The organism is Oerskovia turbata, from assembly GCF_000718325.1.
In the GTDB taxonomy this organism is placed as follows: domain Bacteria; phylum Actinomycetota; class Actinomycetes; order Actinomycetales; family Cellulomonadaceae; genus Oerskovia; species Oerskovia turbata.
This window is the reverse complement of record NZ_JOFV01000013.1, coordinates 129391-153987: the sequence shown is the minus strand read 5'-3', so window position 1 is coordinate 153987 and position 24597 is coordinate 129391. Positions and strand designations below refer to the sequence as shown.

At 73.2% G+C, this 24597-nt stretch carries 22 protein-coding genes; 3 read left to right on the top strand and 19 right to left on the bottom strand.

Features of this window, described 5'->3' with window-relative positions; translation table 11 throughout:
• Nucleotides 1-26 precede the first annotated feature (26 nt).
• The 7 genes from IE95_RS0114480 to IE95_RS0114450 form a co-directional block, all read right to left on the bottom strand.
• Complete coding sequence (locus IE95_RS0114480; RefSeq protein ID WP_051703145.1) at nucleotides 27-626, bottom strand: DUF4190 domain-containing protein; 600 nt, start codon at nucleotides 624-626, stop codon at nucleotides 27-29.
• A 134-nt stretch (nucleotides 627-760) separates the two neighbouring features.
• Nucleotides 761-1036 (bottom strand): HGxxPAAW family protein, encoded by a 276-nt coding sequence (locus IE95_RS0114475; protein WP_030152330.1) that lies wholly within the window; start codon nucleotides 1034-1036, stop codon nucleotides 761-763.
• A gap of 79 nt (nucleotides 1037-1115) precedes the next feature.
• On the bottom strand, nucleotides 1116-1889 hold the full coding sequence (locus IE95_RS0114470) for a Trp biosynthesis-associated membrane protein (RefSeq protein WP_051703144.1): 774 nt from the start codon (nucleotides 1887-1889) through the stop codon (nucleotides 1116-1118).
• A complete protein-coding gene (locus IE95_RS0114465) occupies nucleotides 1886-3475 on the bottom strand; it encodes an anthranilate synthase component I (protein WP_420819390.1) in 1590 nt (529 codons plus the stop codon). Before IE95_RS0114465 ends, IE95_RS0114470 begins: the two co-directional genes overlap by 4 nt.
• On the bottom strand, nucleotides 3472-3855 hold the full coding sequence (hisI, locus tag IE95_RS0114460; protein ID WP_030152327.1) for a phosphoribosyl-AMP cyclohydrolase: 384 nt from the start codon (nucleotides 3853-3855) through the stop codon (nucleotides 3472-3474). The genes IE95_RS0114465 and hisI overlap by 4 nt, the downstream gene beginning before the upstream one ends.
• Before the next feature lie 170 nt (nucleotides 3856-4025).
• On the bottom strand, nucleotides 4026-5873 hold the full coding sequence (locus IE95_RS0114455) for an ABC transporter ATP-binding protein (protein ID WP_030152326.1): 1848 nt from the start codon (nucleotides 5871-5873) through the stop codon (nucleotides 4026-4028).
• A 65-nt stretch (nucleotides 5874-5938) separates the two neighbouring features.
• Nucleotides 5939-7864, bottom strand: coding sequence for an ABC transporter ATP-binding protein (locus tag IE95_RS0114450; protein ID WP_084690306.1), 1926 nt, complete (start codon nucleotides 7862-7864; stop codon nucleotides 5939-5941).
• A 302-nt stretch (nucleotides 7865-8166) separates the two neighbouring features.
• Here IE95_RS0114450 and IE95_RS0114445 point away from each other — a divergent pair, with 302 nt between their 5' ends.
• Nucleotides 8167-8904 carry a TIGR03085 family metal-binding protein gene (locus tag IE95_RS0114445; RefSeq protein WP_030152324.1) on the top strand — a complete coding sequence of 246 codons (738 nt, stop codon included), beginning with the start codon at nucleotides 8167-8169 and terminating at the stop codon, nucleotides 8902-8904.
• Between the two features lie 26 nt (nucleotides 8905-8930).
• Here the strand turns inward: IE95_RS0114445 and hisF are convergent, their stop codons facing one another.
• The 10 genes from hisF to IE95_RS0114395 form a co-directional block, all read right to left on the bottom strand.
• A complete protein-coding gene (gene hisF / locus IE95_RS0114440; protein WP_030152323.1) occupies nucleotides 8931-9701 on the bottom strand; it encodes an imidazole glycerol phosphate synthase subunit HisF in 771 nt (256 codons plus the stop codon).
• Nucleotides 9702-9704: 3 nt separating this feature from the next.
• Nucleotides 9705-10628 (bottom strand): FKBP-type peptidyl-prolyl cis-trans isomerase, encoded by a 924-nt coding sequence (locus IE95_RS0114435; RefSeq protein WP_051703143.1) that lies wholly within the window; start codon nucleotides 10626-10628, stop codon nucleotides 9705-9707.
• A gap of 114 nt (nucleotides 10629-10742) precedes the next feature.
• A complete protein-coding gene (pafA, locus tag IE95_RS0114430) occupies nucleotides 10743-12104 on the bottom strand; it encodes a Pup--protein ligase (RefSeq protein ID WP_030152321.1) in 1362 nt (453 codons plus the stop codon).
• Nucleotides 12094-12834: a proteasome subunit alpha gene (gene prcA / locus IE95_RS0114425; RefSeq protein WP_030152320.1), complete on the bottom strand. Its 741-nt coding sequence runs from the start codon at nucleotides 12832-12834 to the stop codon at nucleotides 12094-12096. Before prcA ends, pafA begins: the two co-directional genes overlap by 11 nt.
• Nucleotides 12831-13820, bottom strand: coding sequence for a proteasome subunit beta (gene prcB, locus IE95_RS0114420; RefSeq protein ID WP_084690295.1), 990 nt, complete (start codon nucleotides 13818-13820; stop codon nucleotides 12831-12833). Before prcB ends, prcA begins: the two co-directional genes overlap by 4 nt.
• Nucleotides 13821-13839: 19 nt before the next feature.
• Nucleotides 13840-14034 carry a ubiquitin-like protein Pup gene (locus IE95_RS0114415; protein WP_030152318.1) on the bottom strand — a complete coding sequence of 65 codons (195 nt, stop codon included), beginning with the start codon at nucleotides 14032-14034 and terminating at the stop codon, nucleotides 13840-13842.
• Between the two features lie 134 nt (nucleotides 14035-14168).
• On the bottom strand, nucleotides 14169-15809 hold the full coding sequence (gene dop, locus IE95_RS0114410) for a depupylase/deamidase Dop (protein WP_036572170.1): 1641 nt from the start codon (nucleotides 15807-15809) through the stop codon (nucleotides 14169-14171).
• 189 nt (nucleotides 15810-15998) lie between these two features.
• On the bottom strand, nucleotides 15999-17690 hold the full coding sequence (gene arc / locus IE95_RS0114405) for a proteasome ATPase (RefSeq protein WP_030152316.1): 1692 nt from the start codon (nucleotides 17688-17690) through the stop codon (nucleotides 15999-16001).
• A gap of 157 nt (nucleotides 17691-17847) precedes the next feature.
• Nucleotides 17848-19008 (bottom strand): tRNA (adenine-N1)-methyltransferase, encoded by a 1161-nt coding sequence (locus tag IE95_RS0114400; protein ID WP_084690294.1) that lies wholly within the window; start codon nucleotides 19006-19008, stop codon nucleotides 17848-17850.
• A gap of 67 nt (nucleotides 19009-19075) precedes the next feature.
• Nucleotides 19076-20245 (bottom strand): site-2 protease family protein, encoded by a 1170-nt coding sequence (locus IE95_RS0114395; protein ID WP_030152314.1) that lies wholly within the window; start codon nucleotides 20243-20245, stop codon nucleotides 19076-19078.
• 85 nt (nucleotides 20246-20330) lie between these two features.
• On the opposite strand from IE95_RS0114395, the gene IE95_RS0114390 reads away from it, so the two are divergent.
• Nucleotides 20331-21272: a RecB family exonuclease gene (locus IE95_RS0114390; protein WP_036572124.1), complete on the top strand. Its 942-nt coding sequence runs from the start codon at nucleotides 20331-20333 to the stop codon at nucleotides 21270-21272.
• A 207-nt stretch (nucleotides 21273-21479) separates the two neighbouring features.
• Here the strand turns inward: IE95_RS0114390 and IE95_RS0114385 are convergent, their stop codons facing one another.
• A complete protein-coding gene (locus IE95_RS0114385; RefSeq protein WP_084690293.1) occupies nucleotides 21480-22223 on the bottom strand; it encodes an HAD family hydrolase in 744 nt (247 codons plus the stop codon).
• A 144-nt stretch (nucleotides 22224-22367) separates the two neighbouring features.
• Between IE95_RS0114385 and IE95_RS0114380 the strand changes: the two genes are divergently transcribed.
• Entirely contained in the window at nucleotides 22368-23276 is a 909-nt protein-coding gene (locus IE95_RS0114380) for a PAC2 family protein (protein ID WP_084690292.1), read from the top strand.
• A 21-nt stretch (nucleotides 23277-23297) separates the two neighbouring features.
• Here IE95_RS0114380 and mshC read toward each other — a convergent pair whose 3' ends face one another.
• Nucleotides 23298-24572, bottom strand: a complete 1275-nt coding sequence (gene mshC / locus IE95_RS0114375; protein ID WP_030152310.1) for a cysteine--1-D-myo-inosityl 2-amino-2-deoxy-alpha-D-glucopyranoside ligase — start codon at nucleotides 24570-24572, stop codon at nucleotides 23298-23300.
• Nucleotides 24573-24597: the final 25 nt, after the last annotated feature.

Here is a 24597-nt window from a genome sequence, read left to right as displayed (position 1 = left end):
GCTCCCCGCTCGTCCTGCGCCGCTCGTCAGTAGTACGTCGAGTCGAACTCGGCGTTCGCGAGCCCGAAGGCCAGCAGGATCACGAAGACCACGATCCCGAGCAGCATGAGCGCCGACGCGACCCAGCCGAGGATGATCCCCGCCTGCGCGAGCCCGCCGTTGTTCGCCTCGCCGGCCTCGACCGCACGCTTGGCCTTCGTGCCGACGATGATGGCCGGGATGCCCGTGAGGAACCCGCACGACAGCACGAAGGACGCGATGCCCAGCACGAGCGCCCAGATGCCGAGGTCGTTGCGGGGGTAGTAGCCGTAGCCTCCGGGAGCGCCGGGGGGCGGGTACGGGGAGGCACCGTACGGAGCCTGCTGGGGCGCACCGTAGGGCGGCTGCGCGGGCGGCGGGTACGGGGAGTGCCCGCCCTGCTCGCCGCCGGGCACGGAACCCGGGACCGGCTGCCCCGTGGGTGCCGCGTACGGCGACCCGGGCTGCGCAGGCGCTCCGGGGTAGGTCGGGTACCCCGGTGCGGGCGGCGGCGCCTGGCCGGGGGCCTGCGGCTCCACGGGCTCGCCGCCGGGCTGCTCGCCCTCGGGGCGGTAGGGGTCGTTCGGAGGGGTGGGTGGGTAGCTCATGGTGCGACCTGCTCTCTACGAGACGGCTGCGCGGCCCGGGCGATGCCGGTCCTGCTGCCGGTGGTACGGCACGCGCCACGCACCGGAGGGTGCGCGGCGCGTGGAGGCACGTCCGGGCTCTCGCCCGGGAGGGGTCAGTGCTGCGTCGTCGTCCGGGGCGTGACCCCGGGCTTCGGCTGCCCGTACCCCATGTTGCGCAGCACGCCGCCGCCCACGAGGGCCAGGCCGACGACCCCCATCCCGACCCAGAAGAGCCAGACCTGCGCGAGTGCGACGGCGATACCCGCGACGACCGCGCCCACGATGATGCCGATCATGGTGAACCAGGCCGCGACGGTGTGGCCGTGGTTCGTGGGAGGCGCCGACGGCGGCAGGTAGGAGATCTCGGTGGTCTGCGGCTTCTCGGCCATGGGGGTGTGCCTTTCGTCAAGATGTGCGCCCAGCCTATCGGACGCAGGTCGGTCTGTTCCTGCTGGCAGGACGTGATGTTCAGCGGTCGGTCGGGTCCTCGCCGCGGGTCAGCGAGTCCCACGTCTCCTGCTCGTCGGGCTCGGTGCCTTCCGGGGCGTGCGCGGCGTCGCCCGCCGCGGTGGCCCCGGTGGTCGACGTATCGGCGCGCCCCGTCGGCCCGGCGGCGCCGGAGCGGGGCCCGTCAGCGCGACCGGTGCCCGCCGACGGTGCGGCCTCGGTGCGGACGATCTCGTGGCGTGTGGAGCCCCGCCCCCAGGACGGGGAGGACGCCGCCGCCCAGAGTGCCACGAGGATCACGAGCACGCCCACCGCGCAGGCGGCGTAGGGCCAGGGTGTGACGACGATGCCGCTCGTCATGTCCGTCACCCCGGTCGCCTCGGCGACCGCCGTCCGCGCAGCCTGGGTGGGGTCGCGCAGGATCGCGGCGGCCGAGGCGGCGACGACGACCCCGCTCGCGACCGACACCAGGAGCACGGGCCAGCGACCGATCCGCCCGACCAGCCCGAGAGCCAGGGCGCTCGCGACGACGACCAGAGCGCCCGCGCCGACCCCCGGCGCGGCCGACGTGCCCGTGACCTGGACCAGGACGTCGGGGTCGAGCGGCGTGGCCCCCGTGGTGCGCAGCCACGTGGGCGCGGCAGCCGCGAGGGCGCCGCCACCGAGCACGAGCAGCAGCAGGATCGCGCTGCGGCGCGCCAGGCGCCACGACCGCGGCGTACGAGCGGCCGCCGCGTTCCCGGCGGGCCCGGCACCTCGTGCGGCCCCGGCCGCGCCGGACGACGCCACGGTCATGCCAGGCTCCGCAGGCGCGCCGCGAGCTGGACGGCGCGCACCGCGGCCGCCGCCTTGTTGCGCGACTCCTCGTACTCGAGGGCGGGCACGGAGTCGGCCACGATGCCCCCGCCCGCCTGGACGCTCGCTCGTCCGCCGCGGATGAGCGCGGTGCGGATCGCGATGGCCATGTCCATGTTGCCGTCGAAGTCGAAGTACCCCACGGTCCCGCCGTAGATGCCACGGGAGGCGGGCTCGAGCTCGTCGATCAGGGCGATCGCCCGCGGCTTGGGCGCCCCCGACAACGTGCCCGCGGGGAACGTCGCACGCAGCACGTCGAGCGCCCGGGCGCCCTCCCGCAGCGTCCCGACGACGGTCGAGCACAGGTGCATGATGTGGCTGAACCGCTTGGTCGCCATGAACTCGACGACCTCGACCGACGCGGGCTCGCACACCTTGACGAGGTCGTTGCGCGAGAGGTCGACGAGCATGATGTGCTCGGCGCGCTCCTTGGGGTCGGCCAGCAGCTCCTCGCCGAGCGCGACGTCCTGCTCGGGGGTCGCTCCGCGCGGACGCGACCCGGCGATGGGGAACGTGATCACGTGCCCGTCGTCGACCTTGACGAGCGTCTCGGGGCTCGACCCGACCACGGCGAAGTCCGCGCCGTCGGCGTCGGTGAGCTGGAAGTAGTACATGTACGGGCTCGGGTTGATGGTCCGCAGGGCCCGGTAGACGTCGAGCGGCGGTGCCGGGCAGTCGAGGTCGAGCCGCTGGGAGATGACGATCTGGAAGACCTCGCCGTCGCGGATCGCTTCCTTGCCCGCGAGCACCGCGTCCTCGAACTCCTCGCGCGTCGAGCGGAACTCGAGCCCGGGCTCGGGGACGTCGGCGACGACGGCAGCGGTCGAGGATCCACGGGCGGTCCCCGCCACGAGCTCGCCCTGCATCCGGTCGAGGCGTGCGACGGCGTCGACGTAGGCCTCGTCGACCCGCTCGTCGGTGTCGTCGAAGTTGATCGCGTTGGCCACGAGCCACACGCTGCCCTCGCGGTGGTCCACGACCGCGAGGTCGGTCGCGAGGCACAGCGTGACCTCGGGGACGCCCAGCTCGTCGGGCGCGTTCGCGGGCAGCGTGGGCTCCCAGTGGCGTACGACGTCCCAGCCCAGGGCCCCTGCGAGACCTCCCGTGAGCGGCGGCAGACCGTCGATCGCGGGGGTGCGCAGCGCGTCGAGGGTCCGTTCGAGCACGTCGACGACGTCCCCGGACGTGGGGACGCCCGCGGGGACGTCACCCGTCCACACGGCCTGGCCGTCGCGCGCGGTGAGCGTCGCGCGCGACGCGACGCCCACGAACGAGTAGCGGGCCCACGACCCGTCGACCTCGGCGGACTCCAGCACGAACGTGCCCGGGCGTCCCTGCGCGAGGGTTCGGTACAGGCCCACGGGCGTGACGTCGTCGGCCAGGAGGCGGCGGACCACCGGGACCACGCGGCGCGACGACGCGAGCGCACGGAAGCCCTCGACCGCGGGCCAGGTCTCGCCCCACGGGAGGCCCGCGGCGGGCACCACGGGGACGGGCGAGCTGGTCACGGGGGACGGTCCGGTCACTGCGTCTTCTCCTCGGAGGTCTCGGTCTCGGGGCGGGTCCCGACGACGGCGCCCAGGTCCCCGCCCGCCTCGAAGCAGGTGCGGGCACCGGTGTGGCAGGCCGCGCCCACCTGGTCGGCGCGCACGAGCAGGGCGTCGCCGTCGCAGTCGATCGCCACGGACCTGACCCACTGCGCGTGACCCGACGTGTCGCCCTTGCGCCAGTACTCCTGCCGCGATCGCGACCAGAAGGTGACCCGGCCGGACGTCAGCGTGCGTCGCAGCGCCTCGTCGTCCATCCAGCCGAGCATGAGCACCTCACCGGTGTCGTGCTGCTGGACGATCGCGGCGACGAGGCCGTCGGCGTCGCGCTTGAGGCGAGCGGCGAGGGTCGCGGGCAGCGCGGCGGGAGCGGCGTCCGGCGTCGCGTCGGAGGTCTTGTCCGCAGGGACGGGCTGGTCGGCGGACGGGGCTGCGTTCTGGGGCACCCGAGAATCCTGCCAGATCCCCGGGCTGCCCTCGTCCGTGGTCCGCGCCTCGGCCCGTCCGGGCCCGTCGACCTCGACGCCGCTCATCGCGTCTGCGCCACCCACGACGCGTGCATCGAGGCGTAGACGCCACCCGCGGCCGCGAGCTCGGCGTGTGGTCCGACCTCGACCACGTGGCCCGCGTCGACCACGACCACGAGGTCCGCGGCCTCGGCGGTCGAGAGACGGTGCGCGATCGTGATGGTGCTGCGGCCGGCCGTGAGCGAGTCCAGGGCGCGCGCGATCCGCACCTCGGTCGCGGGGTCGACGGCGGACGTCGCCTCGTCGAGCACCAGGAGGTCGGCGCCCGCGAGGTAGGCCCTCGCGATCGCGACGAGCTGCCGCTCCCCCGCGGACAGCGCCTCACCACGCTGCCCGACGGCGGAGCCCAGCCCGTGCGGCAGGTCCGCGACCCAGTCGCTCAGGCCGAGCTCGGCGACCGCCGCGTCGATGCGCCCGGCGTGCCGGGCTGCGGCCTGCGCGGCGGTCTCCCCCGTCGGGCGGCCTCCCTGCCCGGAGGCGTCCCGCACGCCGTACGCGATGTTCTCGGCGAGCGTCCCGTCGAACAGGAAGCCCTCCTGCGGCACGAGGACCACGCGTTCGCGCAGGCTCGCGGCCGACAGGTCCCGCAGGTCCACGCCGTCGAGCCGGACCGCGCCCGACGTCGGATCCATGAGGCGTGTGACGAGCTTGGCGATCGTCGTCTTGCCCGAGCCCGTGGCGCCCACGACCGCGACCGAGGTGCGGGCCGGGAAGTCGAGGTCCACGCCGTGGAGCACCTCGGGGCCGTCCGGGTAGGCGAAGCGGACGTCCTCGAGCGTCACGTGGGCGGGGCCGCGCGGCGAGCGCACGCCTCCCTCGCCCTTGTCGACGACCTGGATCGGGGTCTCGACGACCGCGAGGACGCGACGCCAGCCCGCGACGGCGTTCTGCAGCTCGTTGAGGATCTCGGTCGCCATCTGCACAGGCCCCGTGAAGAGCTGGACGAGGAACAGGAACGCGAGCAGCTTGCCGGCCGTGATCGTCCCGTCGATGCCGAGCAGCGTGCCCACGACCACGACCGCCGCGAGGACCAGGTTCGCGACGAGCACGCCGCTCGAGAAGACCGCCGAGACGAGCTTCTGCGCCCGGACCATGCCCGTGCGCGTGCTCTCGACGGCCGCGTCGATCCGGCGTCCCGTGCGCTCCCCCACGCCGTACGCACGGATCGTCTCGGCGCCCACGACGGACTCCGAGATCGCCCCGAGCATCGCACCGACCCGCTCGCGCAGCGCGGTGTACGCCCCGTTCACGTGCTTCTGCGCGGGGCGCAGGATCAGGAAGAGCGGCACGAAGCACGCCCACACGAGCAGCGTGAGCTGCCACGAGTAGAACGCCATGAGGATCGTCGCGGCACCGATCTGCAGCACCGAGACGAGCAGCATGATGCCGCCCCACTGGACGAACAGGGAGATGGTGTCGACGTCGCTCGTGACGCGCGAGACCAGTGCGCCGCGCCGCTCGGTGCTCTGCGTGAGGACCGACAGGTCGTGCACGTGCCGGAACGCGCGCACGCGCAGGCTCGCGAGCCCTGCCTCGGTCGAGCGGAAGAGGCGCACGTTGACGAGCGCCGAGCACAGGCCCGCGACGACCAGGACGAGGGCCGCGGCACCCACGAGCAGCGTCACGCGGCTCGTGTCGGGACCTCCCGGCGCCATGATGCCGGTGTCGACGGTCTGCTGCACCGCGATCGGCACGACGATGCGCCCCAGGGCTGCCGCGACGGCCAGGAGCAACGTGATCCACACGCCCTGGAGGATCTCCGGCGACATCTGGACGCCCTTGCGCAGGGTCGCGAAGACCCCCAGCGCGCTCGCCGAGGCGATGCGTGCGCCGGTCGCGTCCTCGACCACGACCTCGGGCTTCGCGGCGCGGCCCCGGCGTCGACGCTCGCGGGGCGGGGTGGCGGTCGTGGTGCTCACTCGGTCACCGTCCCTTCCTCGGCATGACGCACGATCTCGTCGGTCTCCTCCTGCTCGCAGCGCTCGATCTCCTCGCGCCGCTCGTCGTCCCGGTCGTGCTCCTCGTGCCCGGCCGGCAGGTCGCCGTCGAGCTCGTCGGCCTCCGCGCGGCGCTCGGCCTCGCGCTGGTAGGCGGTCGCGAGCTCGCGGTAGCCGGGGTCACGGGCGAGCAGCTCCTCGTGCGTCCCGACGTCGACCACCCGCCCGGACTCGACGTGGACCACCTGGTCCGCGAGCGCGACGCTCGACATGCGGTAGGCGACCATGACGACCGTCGGGTGCTCCGCCGTCGGGCGTGCGCCTGCGACGGCAGTGGGGCCCTCGCCGCGCAGCCCCGCCAGGATCTGCTGCTCCACGCGCGGGTCGACGGCGGAGGTCGCGTCGTCCAGGACCAGCAGGCGCGGGGAGCGCACCAGGGCGCGCGCGATCGCGAGCCGCTGCCGCTGCCCGCCCGACAGGTTCGAGCCGCGCTCGCCCAGGGGCGAGTCGAGACCACCGGGCAGGCGGGAGACGACGTCGTCGACCTTGGCCAGGCGCAGCGCGTCCCACACCTGCTCGTCGGTCGGGCCGACCCCGTCGTCCGCGAGGGTCACGTTGGAACGGACCGTGTCCTCGAAGATGAACGTGGACTGCCCGACGAGCGCGACCTGACCCGTGAGGTCGGACGCGAGCGCGTCGCGCACGTCGACGCCGTCGATCAGGACACGGCCCCGCGTCGGGTCCGACAGGCGCGAGAGCAGGGACACGAGCGTGGTCTTGCCCGCACCCGTGGGGCCGACGACCGCGACCGTCCGCCCGGGGGCCAGGTCGAGCCCGATGCCGTCGAGCAGGGTCACGTCGCGACCGCCCGCACGGACGTCGACGCCCACGTCCTCGAAGCGCACGTGCGCGCCCCTCGACGTCACGGGCAGCCGCTGCTCGCCCGCGACCGGGATGCCCGGGGCGTCGAGCACGCTCGCGATGCGCTCGTACCCCACGAGCGCACGCGGCAGCTCGCCCAGGACCCACCCGAACGCGCGGACCGGGACCGCCATGATCGTCAGGAGGTACGCCGCCGTCACGATCTCGCCCGTGTCGACCGCCCCCGCCGAGACCCGGGCGGCCCCGACCCCGAGGACCAGGAGCGTGCCCAGCGAGGGCAGCAGCTCGATGACCGGGTCGAAGTACGCGCGGACGATCCCGACGCGCACGTTGGCCGCGCGCAGCTCGTCGGTGCGGGCCGCGAAACGGCGCTCCTCACGCGCCTCGGTGCCGAGCGACTTGACCAGGAGCGCGGCCTCGAAGCTCTCGTGCGCGACGTCCGAGACCTCGGCGCGCAGCTGCTGAGCGTGCGTGATCGCGGGCGACATGTACTTCTGGAAGACGACGTTGACCGCGACCGCGAGCGGGATGACGATCAGCGCGGCGCACGCGAGCCACACGTCGATGCGGAACAGCATGACCGCGGACACGCCGATCATCACGACCACGCCCAGCGCGAAGGGCAGCGGGTTGAAGACGCCCGTCGCGGCCTCGACGTCGGAGTTGGCGTTGGACAGGAGCTGGCCCGCCGGGTGGGCACGGTGCCACGACATGGGCAGGCGCAGGTACTGGTGCGTGACGGCCGTGCGGTGCCGGGCCTGGATGTTCGCGTAGCCGTACCCCGCGAAGATGCGACGGCCCGCGACGGTCAGCGCGAGCGTGACCGCGATGCCCACGAGCACGAGTCCCGCGAGCCACAGATCGCCCCGGGCGTCGGCGTCCCCCGCGAGCGCCGGGACGACGACCTCGTCCGTGACGCGACCGACCGCGAGGCTGATCCCCACGGTCGTCGCGCCGAACAGCGCGGAGGCGCCGATCGCGAGGATGTAGATGCGCCACTCGGACCGGATGCCGCGCCCCATGAGCTGGAGCGAGCGTCGCGTGCGGGAGCCTGTCAGGGCATGGCGCCGCGTGCTGCCCGCCGCCGCTGTCTTCGACGACGGTCCGGGCGGCGCCGTCCGCCCGGTGGACCCTGCGGGTGCGTCGGCGTGCGGGTGGGTGGACTCCGACCGGCCGGGCGCAGCGCCGGTGCGCGCGTCCTGGGTCCGGGGCGTGGTGTTCGTGGGGGTGCTCCGTCGCGCGGACACGGACGATCCTCGTCTTTCGTGGGGGTTGTCACGATCTTCTCACACGGGACATGGCGTGCTCGTGCGAGCATGGCCGGATGCAGCCCACCGCCTGGCACGCCCACGAGCGCGCCGCCCTCGTCCACGCCCTCACCCAGGCCGGCCCCGACGCCCCGACCCTGTGCGAGGGGTGGCGCACCCGGCACCTCGCGGCGCACGTGGTCCTGCGCGAGCACCGGCCCTGGACGCAGGCCGGCGCCAACGGGGGGCCGCTGCACGGCTGGTCCGAGGGCCACCTCCAGGAGCTCGCGACGACCGCGCTCGAGCCCGGCGGCTACGCCGCGCTCCTGGCCCGCGTCGAGCAGCCGCCCGCCGAGTGGAGCCCGTGGTCCTGGGCCGGTGACCTCGTCAACCTCGCCGAGTACTTCGTGCACACCGAGGACGCGCGACGGGGCACGTGGGAAGCAGGTCCTGGCGCTGCGGGGACAGGCGGCGGCGCCGAGGCCGCGCACCCCTCCGACGCGCGTGCCCGCGACCTGCCGCCCGGCCTGCGGGACGCGCTCTGGGGCCAGCTCCGCCGCGCCGCACCGCTGTTCTTCCGCCGGTCCCCCGTGGGGGTCGTGCTCGTCGTCCCCGGTGGGCAGCGGCTGGCGGTCAAGGCACCGCCGCGGCGTCCGGCCGAGGACGGACGCCTCCCCGGCACGGTCGTCGTCACGGGCCAGGTCGGCGAGCTCGTGCTCCACGCGTTCGGTCGCGGGCGCCACGCCGGGGTCACGGTCCAGGGCGACGCGGCCGACGTCGAGGCGCTCGACGCCGTGGTGCCCGGACCACGCTGAGGCGCGCGCCGTCGTCTGGCACGGCCTCAGCGGACGAGCAGGCCCGCCTCGCGCATGTGCTTCTTGACGTCGCCGATCGTCAGCGTCCGGAAGTGGAAGACGCTCGCGGCCAGCACCGCGTCCGCGCCCGCCTGCGCGGCCTGGGCGAAGTGCTCGGGGGTGCCCGCTCCCCCGCTCGCGATGAGCGGGACCGTGACCTCGGAGCGCACGGCCGCGAACATCTCCAGGTCGAAACCGCCCGTCGTGCCGTCGGCGTCCATCGAGTTCAGCAGGATCTCGCCCGCACCCAGCTCCGCGGCGCGCACGGCCCACTCGACCGCGTCGATCCCGGTCCCCCGGCGACCGCCGTGCGTCGTCACCTCGAAGCCCGACGGCGTCCGCACCTCGCCGCTCACGCGCCGGGCGTCGACCGAGAGGACCAGGACCTGGCTGCCGAACCGGTCGGCGATCTCCGCGACGAGCTCGGGGCGCGCGATCGCCGCCGTGTTGACCCCGACCTTGTCCGCGCCCGCACGCAACAGCTTGTCGACGTCGTCGGTCGTGCGCACACCGCCGCCGACCGTGAGCGGGACGAAGACCTGCTCGGCCGTCCGGCGCACCACGTCGTACGTGGTCTCGCGGTTGCCCGACGAGGCCGAGACGTCGAGGAACGTGATCTCGTCGGCGCCCTCGGCGTCGTAGCGCGCCGCGAGCTCGACGGGGTCGCCCGCGTCGCGCAGGTTCTCGAAGTTGACGCCCTTGACGACGCGCCCTGCGTCGACGTCCAGGCAGGGGATGACACGGACCGTGACCGACATGAGCTACTGACCTTCCGTCTGACCTTCTTGGCCCGGCGTCTCGTCGACCACCGGGAAGTGCGCGTCCAGGATGTCCACCACGTACACGAGCGTCTCGTCCGCGTACGGCAGGCCCGTGCCCGCGTACGCCAGCGTCGGAGGGACGACGAGCAGCACCTGGCTGCCGACGCTCTGCTCCAGGAGTCCCCGCTCCCACCCCTCGATGATCTGCCCGATCCCGATCATGGTCGACGCCGGCTTGCTGCCCTCGGGCCAGTTCGAGTCCACGACCTCGCCCGACGACCACGCGACCCCCGTGAAACGGACCGTGATGACCTGCCCGGCCTCGACCTGGACCCCGGTGCCGCGGACGAGCGGCTGGACGACCAGGTCGCCCGGGGGAGCCGTGTCGGCGGGGATCGTCACCGTGGGAGCCCCGTCGTCGTCGAGCGCCACCGCGGGCAGCCCCTCGACCGGTGGGATCGTGTCCCCCGTCGCGCGCGTGGGCAGCACGTCGATGACCAGGACGAGCGGGACGTCGTTCGCCTCCTCGAGGTACATCACGCGTGCCCCGACCCGTTGCCCGGCCAGGAGGTCGACGATGTCCGACCCCGCCTCGGCGTCGGACAGGGCGAGCGACGTGGGGGCGTCGGTGTAGGTGTTCTGCAGCACCGTGCCGTCCCGCCCGTCGAGCGCGTACATGTTGACGAGCACGTCCTGCCCCTCGACCAGCTCCGCGCCCGTGCCGGGGACGAGGACCTCGCCGCGCTCGTCCGGGACGCTCAGGGGCTGCTGGAACTCGACGACGGGCGGGTCCCCGATCTTCCCCGAGACCGTGACCTCGGTGTTCGCCGACGCGTCCTCACGCTCGGGCAGCTCCGAGCAGGCCGTGACGGTCAGCACGAGCGCCACGGCGACGACGGACGACCAGTGGTGCTGGCGGCGCACGGAGCTCCTCGGGACGCGCAGGGACGGGGTGCCACCACCCTAACGGTGGCGCCACCCCGCCCCTGCGCGTGTCCGACCCTCGGGCCGACGTCACGGCCGACGTCACAGCGGACGTCACATGGACTCGATGAGCCGCTCGACCCTCTCGTCGACGTTCTGGAACGGGTCCTTGCACAGCACGGTCCGCTGGGCCTGGTCGTTCAGCTTGAGGTGCACCCAGTCGACCGTGTAGTCGCGCCGGGCCTCCTGCGCCTTGCGCACGAAGTCCCCGCGCAGCTTGGCCCGGGTCGTCTGCGGCGGGATCGCCGTCGACTCGAAGACCTCGAGATCCGTGGTGATGCGCTCGACCATGCCGCGCGCCGCGAGCATGTTGTAGAGCCCGTCGGTCCGTGAGATGTCGTGGTACGCCAGGTCCAGGCGGGCGATGCGCGGGTCGTCGAGCTCGAGCCCGTGCTTCTCCTGGTAGCGGCGCAGGATCTTGAGCTTGATGACCCAGTCGAGCTCACGGTCGACGAGCGACAGGTCGTCGCTCTCCAGGGCGCGCAGTCCGCGCTCCCACAGGTCCAGGACCTGCTTCACGACCGGCGTGGGGGTCTCGTTCGCGTCGACGAACTCCTTGACCCGCTGCAGGTACTCGCCCTGCAGGTCCACGGCTGTCACGGTGCGCCCGTTCGCCATCTGCACGGGGTGCTTGCCGGTCATGTCGTGGCTGATCTCGCGGATGGCCCGGATCGGGTTCTCGAGGGCCATGTCCCGCATCGGGACGCCCGCCTCGATCATGCGCAGGATCAGGTCGGTCGTCCCGACCTTGAGCATCGTCGTGGTCTCCGCCATCGACGAGTCGCCGACGATGACGTGCAGGCGCCGGTAGGACTCGGCGTCGGCGTGCGGCTCGTCGCGCGTGTTGATGATGGGGCGCGAGCGCGTGGTCGCGCTCGAGACGGCCTCCCAGATGTGGTCCGCTCGCTGCGACAGGGCGTAGATCGCACCGCGCGGCGTCGCGAGGATCTTCCCGGCCCCCGTGAGCACCTGACGGGTGATGAGGAACGGCACCAGCACGTCAGACAGGCGCGCGAAGTCGCCCTGACGACGCACGAGGTAGTTCTCGTGGCACCCGTAGGAGTTGCCCGCCGAGTCGGTGTTGTTCTTGAACAGGTGGATGCGTCCTGGCAGCCCCTCGTGCTCGAGCCGCTCCTGGGCGTCGGCCACGAGGCCCTCCAGGATGCGCTCGCCGCCGCGGTCGTACGCCACGAGCTGGCGCACGTCGTCGCACTCGGCCGTCGCGTACTCGGGGTGCGAGCCGACGTCGAGGTAGAGGCGCGAGCCGTTGCGCAGGAACACGTTCGACGACCTGCCCCACGCCACGACCTTGCGGAACAGGTAGCGCGCGACCTCGTCCGCGGACAGGCCACGGCCGTCGTCCGAGGCGCAGGTCACGCCGTACTCGGTCTCGAGACCGAAGATCCTACGGTCCATCCGGAGCCTCCTCGGGGGTGTCCTCGAGCAACCCGGCCAGCACCGCGCCGGTCAGACGGCGGAACGCGCGCCGGGGGCGGGCGCGGTCCAGGACCGCGACCTCGAGCTGGTTGGCGGGGATCGCCTCTGCCCCCTCGAGCGCGTCTCGTGCGTCGTGAGCCCCCGCGCCGCCGAGCGTCGCGACCGCGAGGCGCAGCACCTCGGGCAGCGTCATGCCGGGGTGCCAGGCCTCGCCCAGGTCCCGGCCGAGCTGCTCGGCCTGCCCGCCCATGACGACGAAGCCCGACTCGTCCGCGACCGACCCGTCGTAGGACAGGCGGTAGATCTGGTCCTGGGACGGGCTCGGCCCCACCTCGGCCACGACGAGCTCGACCTCGAGCGGCTTGGACTCGGTCGTGAAGACCGTGCCGAGCGTCTGCGCGTACGCGTTCGCCAGCCCGCGCGCGTTCACGTCGGACCGGTCGTACGAGTAGCCGCGCAGGTCCGCGTACCGCACGCCCGCGACGCGCAGGTTCTCGAACTCGTTGTACTTGCCGACCGCCGCGAACGCGATGCGGTCGTAGATCTCGGAGATCTTGTGCAGCGACCGGGACGGGTTGTGCGTCGCGAACGCGATGCCCTCGTCGTAGGCGAGCACGACGACCGAACGGCCACGGCCGATGCCCTTGCGCGCGAAGTCGGCCCGGTCCTTCATGAGCTGCTCGGGCGAGACGTAGAACGGCATGCTCATCGTGCGTCCCCTCCCTCGTGCGGCGGGTCGGCCGGGTCCGGGTGCGGCGGGTCGGCCGGGAGCCCCGGTGGCTCCGGGGCGAGCCCCGCCGTCGGGCGCGCGATGCGCACGCGGGCCGCACGGTTGCCGTCGGCCTGCTCGGTGCGCTCCGCGACGATCCGCGCCGCGACCGCCGCGAGCTCGTCGTCGGTGACCCGGCGGTACCCCTCGGCGGTCACGGTGACCACGACGGGCCAGATCTGACGGACCGCGTCCGGGCCGCCCGTGGCCGAGTCGTCGTCGGCCGCGTCGTACAGGGCCTCGACGGCCACGTGGACCGCGTCGGCGGACGCGAGACCCGGGTGCCAGCGCTTCTTGAGCGACCCACGCGCGAAGACCGAGCCCGATCCCACGCTGTGGTGGTCGCGCTCCTCGTAGCGTCCGCCCGTGACGTCGTAGGAGAAGATGCGTCCCAGCCCGCGGTCCAGGTCGTACCCCGCGAACAGCGGGACGACCGCCAGGCCCTGCATGGCCAGGCCGAGGTTCGCCCGGATCATCGTCGAGAGCCGGTTGGCCTTGCCGTCGAGCGACAGCAGCGCGCCCTCGATCTTCTCGTAGTGCTCGAGCTCGAGCTGGAAGAGGCGCACGAGCTCGACCGCGATGCCCGCGGTCCCCGCGATGCCCACCGCGGAGAACTCGTCGGCCGGGAAGACCTTCTCGATCTCACGGTTGGCGATCATCGACCCCATCGTCGCGCGGCGGTCCCCCGCCATGACGACCCCGGCACCCGGGGCCCCGGGGTCCCCGAAGGTCAGCGCGACGATCGTCGTGGCGTGCGGGGCGAGCTGCGCGCCGGCAGCCCCGTGGCCACCCGCGGCGGAGGGCCCCGCGACGGCCTTCGCAGAGGGCAGGAGGTCAGGGGCGTGGCTCGCGAGGAACTCCACGAAAGAGGACGAGCCCGGCGTGGTGAAGGCGTGCGGCAGACGCCCGGAGAAGTCCATGGTCATCAGCTCCTGGCCGGTCCGGCTACTCGCCGCCCTTCTGGACGAACCCTCGGACGAACGACTCGGCGTTGGACTCGAGCACCTCGTCGATCTCCTCCAGGAGCGAGTCGACCTCGGCGTCCCGGTTCTGGGCCTGCGGTGCGACGGGCGCGGGGGTGGCCGCGTCGTCGTCGGGACGCCGGTCCTCGTGCGATGCGCTGGTGCGTTCCTGGGCCATCTTCGCCTCCTGGGTGTGCGTGCTGTCCTGCTGGTCCGTGGGCGGCCCTGCGCGAGGTCCGCGTCTTCCTGAAGCCTAGGCTCTTGCGTGCCGATCGCGAGGTGCGACGAGCCGCGAGCGCACGGCGGGGTCCGTCATCGGCTGCCCGAGAGGCCTGCGAGGAGGGCCCCCGCGTCCGTGCTCGCGTCGAGCAGCGCGCCGATGTGGGCCCGGGTGCCGCGCAGGGGGTCGAGCATGGGCACGCGCTGGAGCGACGGGGCACCCACGACGTCGAAGATCACCGAGTCCCAGCTCGCGGCCGAGACCTGGTCGCCGAACCGGGCCATGACCTCGCCCCGGAAGTAGGCGCGCGTGTCCTCGGGCGCGTGGTGCACGGCCTGGGAGACCGCGCGCTCGTCGACGACGCGCTCGGCGGCGCCCGCGGCGAGCAGCCGGTGGTAGATGCTGCGCTCGGGGCGCACGTCCGACCACTGGAGGTCCATCGCGGCCAGGCGTGGGTGGTCCCAGTCGAGGTGGTCGCGCTGCCGCAGCCGGTCCAGGAGGCGCAGCTTCGCGACCCACTCGACCTCCTTGGCGCACGAGGACGGGTCCGTCCCGAGGCGTTCGAGGACCGAGTCCCAGCGGTCCAGGACGGACCGGGTCTCGTCGTCGAGCGTGCCCAGGTGCTCGGCCGCGCGGCGTGCCACGTCGGCGTACACGCGCTGGATCTCCAGGGCCGTGAGCCGGCGCCCGTCGGCGAGCAGGAGCGGAGCGGTCAGGTCGAGGTCGCGGCTGACCTTCTGGACGTCCGTCACGGGGTCGTGCAGGCGCAGGGCCGCGAGCTCGGCGCGCAGCGAGGCCCCGGTCGCCGCCTCGACCGACGCGAGCGCGTCGAGCTGCTCGATCACGAAGAGGACGAGCGAGGTGGTGCCGAGCTTGAGGTAGGTCGCGACCTCGAACAGGTTCGCGTCACCGATGATCAGGTGCAGTCGGCGCCAGCGCTGACGGTCGGCGTGCGGCTCGTCGCGCGTGTTGACGATGGGACGGCGCAGCGTCGTCTCGAGGCCGACCTCGGCCTCCATGTAGTCCGCGCGCTGCGAGAGCTGGAATCCCGGCTCCTGCCCCACGGCGCCGAGGCCAACGCGCCCCGAGCCGGTGAAGACCTGACGCGTGACGAGGAACGGGGTGAGCAGCTCGACGATGGTCCCGAACGGGACGTCGCGCTCGACGAGGTAGTTCTCGTGCGTGCCGTACGAGGCGCCCTTGCCGTCGACGTTGTTCTTGTAGAGCACGACCTCCGAGCCCGGCACGGCGCTCAGCTCGCGCGAGGCCGCGAGCATGATGCGCTCGCCCGCGACGTCCCAGCACACCGCGTCGGCCGGGTTCGTGACCTCGGGCGACGAGTACTCCGGGTGTGCGTGGTCGACGTACAGCCGCGCACCGTTCGTCAGGATGACGTTCGCCGCGCTCGGGTCGTCGTACTCCTGGTGCGTGGGGCGCGCGACCTCCTGCAGGGACGTCGCCACGCCGGGGCGCTGCGCCACGGGGCCCGACGGCGCAGGCCGGGTCGGGTCGTCCGTCAGCAGCGAGGGGTGGGCCGAGGCGCGCTGGAGGTGGAACCCCCGGGCGTCCTGCAACGGGTCCTCGTCGTCGTAGTCCCAGCGGGCCTTGCCGCGGGCGCCGTCGGCACGGGCCGCGAGCGCCCGGTAGGTCGTCACGACCTGGCTCGACATGAGCATCGGGTTCGCGAGCGGCCGCCCGGGCTGCAGCACGCCGTACTCGGTCTCGATCCCCATCACGCGTCGCACGGTCACGAGCACCACCCTATGCCGGGGCCGCCGCGGCGGGTCGCGATGTCCATGGAGAGGATCGTCACGACGCATTCCTCCGGACGCGAGCCGGGCCCGGCGGCGGGGTGCGCCGTCGGGCCCGGTCGTGCGGCGCTGCGCGCCGACACCCGTGCCTGCAGGTGCCTACAGGTACTCCTACAGGTACTGCCCCGTGTTGGTGACGGTGTCGATCGTGCGAGCCGTCGCTCCCGCGCCGTCGCCCTTCTTCTGGACGATGGTGCGGATGAAGACGATGCGCTCGCCCTTCTTGCCGGAGATCCGCGCCCAGTCGTCGGGGTTGGTCGTGTTCGGCAGGTCCTCGTTCTCCTTGAACTCGTCGACGCACGCCGCGAGCAGGTGCTCGACCCGGATGCCGCGCTGACCGGTCGCCAGGAGGTCCTTGATCGCGGACTTCTTGGCGCGGTCCACGACGTTCTGGATCATGGCGCCCGAGTTGAAGTCCTTGAAGTACAGGACCTCCTTGTCGCCGCTCGCGTACGTGACCTCGAGGAACTGGTTCTCGTCCTCCTCGGAGTACATGCGCTCGACGACGCTCGTGATCATCGCGTCGAGGGCCTCCTGCGGGCTCCCTCCGTGCTCGGCCAGGTCCTCGGCGTGGATCGGCAGGTCCGTGGTGAGGTACTTCGCGAAGATCTCCTTGGCGCCCTCGGCGTCGGGGCGCTCGATCTTGATCTTCACGTCGAGCCGCCCGGGGCGCAGGATCGCGGGGTCGATCATGTCCTCGCGGTTGGAAGCGCCGATCACGATCACGTTGTCGAGGCGCTCGACGCCGTCGATCTCGCTCAGGAGCTGGGGCACGATCGTCGTCTCGACGTCAGAGGACAGTCCCGTGCCGCGCGTGCGGAACAGCGACTCCATCTCGTCGAAGAACACCACGACCGGGGTGCCCTGCGAGGCCTTCTCGCGGGCGCGCGCGAAGATGAGCCGGATGTGGCGCTCGGTCTCCCCGACGTACTTGTTGAGGAGCTCGGGCCCCTTGACGTTGAGGAAGTAGCTCTTGGCGCCCTGGGGGTCCGAGACGACCGTCTCCCCCGCGAGCTCGCCCGCCGCGGCGCGCGCCGTGGCGACGGTGTGCGCGAGCGAGTTCGCGACGGCCTTGGCGATGAGCGTCTTGCCGCACCCGGGGGGGCCGTACAGCAGCACGCCCTTGGGCGGGCGCAGCCCGTGCTCGCGGAACAGGTCCGGGTGGCTGAACGGCAGCTCGACCGCGTCGCGGATCTGCTCGATCTGCGGCCCCAGGCCTCCGATGTCGGAGTAGTCGATGTCGGGGACCTCTTCGAGGACGAGCTCCTCGACCTCGGACTTGGGCACGATCTCGAACACGAAGCCGCTGCGCGTGTCGATCGTCAGGGAGTCCCCGACGCGCAGGGGCGAGTCGGCGAGCGAGCCCGCGAGGCGCACGACGCGCTCCTCGTCGGAGCGCCCGACGACCAGCGCACGGTCGGAGCCCAGGAGCTCCTTGACCGTCACGAGCTCGCCGACCTGCTCGTACCCGCCCGCCGCCACGACCGTCATGGCCTCGTTGAGCTTGACCTCCTGGCCGGGCGCCAACCGCGACACGTCCAGGCCCGGGCTCGCCCCGACGTGCATCTTGCGGCCCGCGGCGGACACGTCGACCGTGCCGTCGGGGTGCGCACCGAGGAACAGCGCGTACGTGCCCGGCGGCTTGGCGAGCTCGTCGATCTGCCGCTTGAGGTCGATGATCTGGTCCCGCGCGGCCCGCAGGGCCTCGGCGAGCCGCTCGTTCTTCGCGGACAGGATCGCCTGCTGGCGCTCCGCGTCACGGCTCGGGGTCTGTCCAGGTGTCAGTCCAGGTGTGTCGGTCATCCGGCTTCTCCCTCTCGCAGGCACCGTCAGGAGGTCGTGCGGTCGACCCCGTCACCGGTGCGTCACCGACCTCCGGCAACCCGGTGATCGAGGCACGACCTTACGCACAAGTCTCCCGCGAGCGCTGCCAGAACACCCGGGCTGAGACGGCCGTTCCTCAATCGTTGTCGACGGCGCCCGAAACGTCCCGGGCGTCCTCGGCCGAGGACGCGGGGTCCGCCAGGGGCTCGTCGACGCCGTCCGCGGCGTCGACCGGCTCGAGCGGCTGGCCCGTGCGGGGGTCGAGCTGGGGGCCCTGGCCGACGTCGCGGCGCACGCGGCGTACGCGCTTGTCGGAGACCGACCGCTCGCCCAGGTCCTCGGGCGTCCACTCCTCGGCCACGGGGTAGGACCCCTTCGCAGGGCGACGCTTGCGCAGGGGCGCGACCGTGCCGTCCGCGAGGCGGCGTGCCGTGAGCAGGAAGCCCGTGTGCCCGACCATGCGGTGCTGCGGGCGGACCGCGAGCCCCTCGAGGTGCCAGCCGCGCACGAGCGACTCCCACGCCGAGGGCTCGGCGTAGCGACCGTCGGAGCGCAGGTCCTCTGCGAGGCGCGAGAGCTGGGTCGCGGTCGCGACGTAGCAGATGAGGACCCCGCCGGGCGCGAGCGCGTCGGCCACGGCGTCGAGGTTCTCCCACGGCGCGAGCATGTCGAGCACGACGCGGTCGATCGCCCCCTTCTCGGCGACCTGCGGCAGGACGTCGGACAGGTCGCCGACGGACAGCTCCCACGCGGGGTGCTCCCCGCCGAAGAACAGCTCGACGTTCCCGCGCGCGATCGCCGCGAAGTCCTCACGGCGCTCGATCGAGTGGACCGAACCCTGGTCGCCGACGGCGCGCAGCAGCGACATGGTCAGCGCGCCCGAGCCGACGCCCGCCTCGACGACGCGCGCACCGGGGTAGATGTCGGCCATCGCGACGATCTGGCCCGCGTCCTTGGGGTAGACCACGGCCGCGCCGCGCGGCATCGAGAGCACGTAGTCGGCGAGCAACGGGCGCAGCGCGAGGTACTCGATGCCTGCGGTGTTGCGCACGACCGACCCCTCGGGCAGGCCGACGAGGTCCTCGTGCGCGAGGTAGCCGCGGTGCGTGTGGAACGTGGCGCCCGTCGCGAGCGTGATGGTGTGCAGGCGTCCGCGCGGGTCGGTGAGCTGGACCTTGTCCCCCAGGCGCAGCGGTCCGCGCCGCACGTCGGCGCCGGTCGGCGTGGGTGCCTGCGTGGCGGCGTCGTCGGCCGGGACGGGCAGGGCGGAGGCGTCGTGCGCGGGGTCGTGGGTCACGGGCGACCATCCTAGTCGGGCGCGGCGGCGTGCCCCGCCCTCGCCGTGGACGCGGCCCGGTGACGGGTCAGCGCCCGCGGGTCCCCTTGAGCGCCGCGACGACCCGGGTGACGTCCAGGAGCCCGACGACACGCCCGCTGTCGGTCACGACGACCACCGGTGCGTCGCGGGTCACCGCGGCCACGGCGTCGAGCATCGCCTGGCCGCGCAGGTGCACGTCGACCCACGCGGTGGGAGGCAGCCCGACGGCGACCGCCCCGACCGGGGTCAGCGGCGCCTGCGCCGGGGGCACCGCGGCGACGGCCGCGGGGTCCGCGAAGGCCACGGGGTGACCGTCCGCCTCGACAAGCACGACGTGGCCTGCGCCGGCGCGCTGGGCCGACGCGACGGCGTCGGCCACCGTGCTGGTCACGGGCACCGCGACGGCCGGGTACGCGAGCGCCGCGACCGACAGGTCCGCGACGGCTGCGCGCGTGCGGCCGTTCTTGATCGCGGCCCCCGCCCCGGACCACAGGAAGGCGCCGATCAGCGCGGCCCACGCGACCGTGAACAAGGACACCTGATAGCCGTTGAGCGGCGGCCACGCGAGCGCCCAGAGCACGACGCCGACGGCCACGACGCGCCCGACCCAGCCCGCGACGATCGTGCCCGTGGTGCGGGAACCCGTCGCGGCCCAGACCGCGGACTCGAGGATCTGACCGCCGTCGAGCGGCAGGCCGGGCAGGAGGTTGAAGATGCCCACGAACGCGTTCGAGAACGCCGCCGCGTAGAGCAGCAGGGCGGGGATCGTCATGGTCGGCTGCACCTGGAAGACGAGCCAGCACACCGCTGCGAGGAGAAGGTTCGTGAGCGGGCCGACGACCGAGACCAGGATCCCGTCGAGCGGACGCCTCGACGCACCCGAGTACGCGGTGTGCCCGCCCCACAGCGTCACGGCGAGCTCCGTGACCTGGTGCCCCCGAGCCTTCGCGACCACGGCGTGCGCGACCTCGTGCAGGAACACCGAGACGAACAGCAGCAGCACGAAGACGAACGAGACCAGGTAGACCGCGCTGCTGCCGAGGTGCGGCGCGAAGCTGCGCACCGTGGGGACGAACAGGAACGTCAGCACGGCTGCGGCCAGGAACCAGGACGGGGTCAGGATGACGGGGGCGCCCGACACCCGACCGATGATCCAGCCCTTCGTGAGCTGCGGGTCTCGGGGGGCGCGACGTGCCGGTGCCGGGGTGGTCTCCACGTCGACACCCTATGTCGGGCACCTGGGCCGGACCCGGGCTGTGGAGCGTCGCAGGCGTGTGGGAGTCGACACGTAGGCTCGACGCATGACGTCCCTCGCCCCCGACCTCGCCGGCACCGACTCCCCCGACGTGACGGTCGAGCACGTCGGCGACTCCCCCCGTGAGCGTCGGCGCCCGGCGCTGTCGCCGTCGCGCGCGAACGACTTCATGCAGTGCCCGCTGCTGTTCCGGTTCCGTGTCGTGGACCGGCTCCCCGAGCCGCCCAGCGCTGCGGCCGCGCGCGGCACCCTGGTCCACTCGGTGCTCGAGCGTCTGTACGACGCCCCGCTGGGCGAGCGCACCCTCGCGGCCGCCCAGGCCATGCTGCCGGGCGAGTGGGAGCGGCTGCAGGAGGCCGAGCCGCGGTACGCGGAGCTGTTCGCCGGAGGCGCTGCTGGGTCTGCGGGCTCGGCCGACGCCGGGGTGGAGGCCTGGCTCGACGGCGCGGGGAACCTCCTGGGGACGTACTTCACGCTCGAGGACCCCAACCGTCTCGAGCCCGCCGAGCGCGAGATGTTCGTCGAGACCCAGCTCGAGGACGGCCCGCTGCTGCGCGGCATCGTGGACCGGCTCGACGTCGCCCCGACAGGGGCGATGCGGGTCGTCGACTACAAGACGGGCAAGTCGCCCCGCCCGCAGTACCAGGGCTCGGCCCTGTTCCAGATGCGCTTCTACGGCCTCGTGCTGTGGCGCGAGCGGGGCGAGATCCCCAAGATGCTCCAGCTCGTCTACCTGGGTGACGGCCAGGTGCTGCGCGCCGAGCCGCAGGAGGCGGACCTGCTCGCGGTCGAGGAGCAGGTGCGCACGCTCTGGTCGACCATCGCGACCGCGGCGCGCACGGGCCAGTGGGCGCCGCGCCGGACCCCGCTGTGCGGGTGGTGCGCGCATCAGGCCGTGTGCCCGCAGTTCGGCGGGACGCCTCCGGAGATCCCCGACGGCGCGGTCGAGCTCGCGCTCGGCATCGCGCCGGATGCCGTGGCGTCGTAGGCGCGTCGCGCGGTCGGGCCGAACTGGCACCCCGGCCACGGCGCGGACGAAGCCCTGGGCCTCGGGACCCCAGGGTCTGTGTTCTGCGGAGCACCAACAATTGTTGGTGCTCCGCAGAACACACATCCGGACCGGAGTGGCCCCCGTCGTACTGGTGCCACACGTCCGGACCGTGCGGTGTGCGCCCGGCTCGACGCCGACCTGGCCTCAGTCCTCGATCAGGTCGATCACGTCGCCCGCAAGGATGCGCGCGAGCGTGTCGACGTCCACGAGCGCGAGCGACGGCGTCCGGCTCAGCCCGGGCAGGACCGGCACGGGCACGACCGCCTCGACGCCCAGCGTCGCGGCCCCCGCCGCGCGGGCGGACCCGATGCCCGTGGGCGAGTCCTCGATCGCGACGCAACGCGTGACGTCGACGCCCAGGCGCTCTGCGGCCACGAGGTACGGCTCGGGATGGGGCTTGCCGTGCGTGACCTCGTCCCCGCACACGAGCGTCGCGAACGACCCGGGCGGGACCATCCCCACGACGGGCTCGGCGAGCGACCGGTACGACATGGTCACGAGCGCACACGGCACCCCGCGCTCGCGCAGCTCGGCGAGGAGCTCACGCGCACCGGGCTGCCACGGGACCTCGACCTCGACCTGCGCGATCACGCGTGAGATGAGGAAGTCGATGATCTGCTCGGACGGCAGGTCGACGCCCTCGGCCTGGAGGATCCTGGCCGACTCGGTCAGAGGGTTGCCGACCATCTGCATCGCCTGCTCGTGCGACCAGGTCCCGCCGTGCGCCTCGACGAGCTCGTGCTCGGCGGCGATCCAGTAGGGCTCGGTGTCGACGAGCGTGCCGTCCATGTCCCACAGGACGGCCTGTGGCAGGACCAGCGCCTCACGGGAGGCGGTGTCGGGGCGTGCGAGATCGGGTGATTCCAGGGGGTTCAACGAGTACTCCATGTTTCGGGGAACGGCTCGTGGCCGTCCTGCCACCCTAGCTGGCGGTCCTCCCACGGCTCCCCCACGCCTCCCTGCTGCGGCCGGCGGCGCGCGCACCGGGTTGCCGCGTCGGCCACCGGACCTTCCGCGTCCTAGGCTGGGACGATGAAAGAGACCAGGGAACCGCTCGACCCGGCCGACCTGCCCGAGCCGACACTCCCGGCCGAGCCGGCCGAGCACCGCCAGACGGTCATGCTCGCCGCTTTCGAGGGATGGAACGATGCCGGAAGTGCCGCGACCGCGGCGCTCCTGCACCTGCACGACCTCTGGGACGCCCAGGACCTCGCGGAGCTGGACCCCGAGGAGTACCACGACTTCCAGGTCATCCGCCCGGTCGTCGGCACGGACGCGAACGGCCGCCGCGAGATCACGTGGCCCGCGACGACGATCGTGTCCGCGACCGTCCCCGGCAGCGGGCGCCGCGTCCTGCTGGTCCACGGCATCGAGCCCTCGATGCGTTGGCGCCGGTACTGCCGCGAGCTGCTGGACCTCGCGGAGCGTGAGGGCGTGACCACGGTCGTGACGTTGGGGGCGCTGCTCGCCGACGTGCCCCACACCCGCCCCATCCCCATGACCGCGACGTCCGAGAGCGCGGGGCTGCGCGCGGTCCTCGACGTCGAGCCCAACTCGTACGAGGGGCCGACGGGGATCGTGGGCGTCCTCCAGCACGCCGCCGCAGAGCGGGGCATGCAGTCCGTGTCGTTGTGGGCCGCGGTGCCGCACTACGTCGCGAACCCGCCGTCGCCCAAGGCCACGATCGCGATCCTGTCCCGGGTCGAGGAGCTGCTGTCCGACCCGATCCCCTTGGGCGACCTCCCGGAGGAGGCCGAGGCGTGGCAGGCCGGCGTCGACGAGCTCGCGGCGGAGGACGAGGAGATCGCGGAGTACGTCCACCAGCTCGAAGAGGCCAAGGACACGGCCGAGCTGCCCGAGGCGAGCGGCGAGGCCATCGCGCGCGAGTTCGAGCGCTACCTCAAGCGCCGGGACGACGGCACGGGCGGCCCGCTGGCCTGAGCAGCGGGCCGCCGGCCGTGACTAGAGCCGCACGCCGAGCAGCGCGTTGACCGCGCGCGAGATCACGCCGGGCGCGCCCTCGGTGTCGGCCGAGGTGTCGCGCCCGTCGGCGAGCGAGACGTCGGCCCACGCGTCGACCGCGGCGAGCGCGGTCGGCGCGTCGAGGTCGTCCGCGAGCGCCGCACGCACCGCCGCGAGGGTCGCGTCGGCGTCGGGACCGCCGTTGCCGGACACTGCCGAGCGCCACCGTTCGAGGCGCTCGACAGCGGTGGGGAGGTCGGTGTCGGTCCACTCCCACTCGGAGCGGTAGTGGTGGGCGAGCAGGGCCAGGCGGATGGCCATGGGATCGACGCCCGTGGCGCGCAGCCGCGAGACAAACACGAGGTTCCCGCGCGACTTGCTCATCTTCTCGCCCTGGTAGGCGACGAGGCCCGCGTGGACGTGGTTGCGTGCACCGAACCCGTGGTCGAGCAGGCGGTCGTGCGAGGTCGACATCTCGTGGTGCGGGAAGAGCAGGTCCGCTCCCCCGCCCTGGATGTCGAACGGCAGTCCGAGGCCGTCGCGTGCGATGACGGCGCACTCGATGTGCCAGCCGGGGCGCCCGGTACCGAGGCTCGCGCCGTCCCAGGTGGGTTCGCCCGTGCGCTCGCGTCGCCACAGCAGCGGGTCGAGCGGGTCCTTCTTGCCGTCGCGCTCGGGGTCTCCACCGCGCTCGCCGAACAGGCGCAGCATGTCCTCGCGGCTGAGCCGCGACACGGCGCCGAAGCGCGCGTCGGCGCTGAGGTCGGCGTACACGTCGCCGAGCTCCGGGGTGTCGCCGCCTGCTCCGGGTTCGACGGGCACGCGGTACGCGAACCCGTCCTCGATGAGGGCCTCGACGGCCTGCACGACCTCCGGGATGGCCTCGACCGCGCCCCGGTACACGTCGGGGGGCACGACGCCTAGCGCGGTCATGTCCTCGGCGAGCAGGGCGGTCTGCTCGACGGCGAGGTCCCACCAGTCGACGCCGGTCGCGGTCGCGCGCTCGAGCAGCGGGTCGTCGACGTCGGTCACGTTGGACGCGTACGTGACGTCGTGCCCGGCGTCGCGCCAGGCGCGGTTCAGGAGGTCGAACGCGACGTAGGTCGCGGCGTGCCCGATGTGGGTCGCGTCGTACGGGGTGATCCCGCAGACGTACATGGTCGCGGTGTCCCCCTGCGCGGCGACGACGAGCTCCCCGGTGGTGCTGTCGTGCACCCGGATCGGGAGTCCTCGACCGGGCAGGGACGGGATCTGAGGCATGGGCCAGCTGTGCACGCGACAACCTTAGCCGCGAACGGTC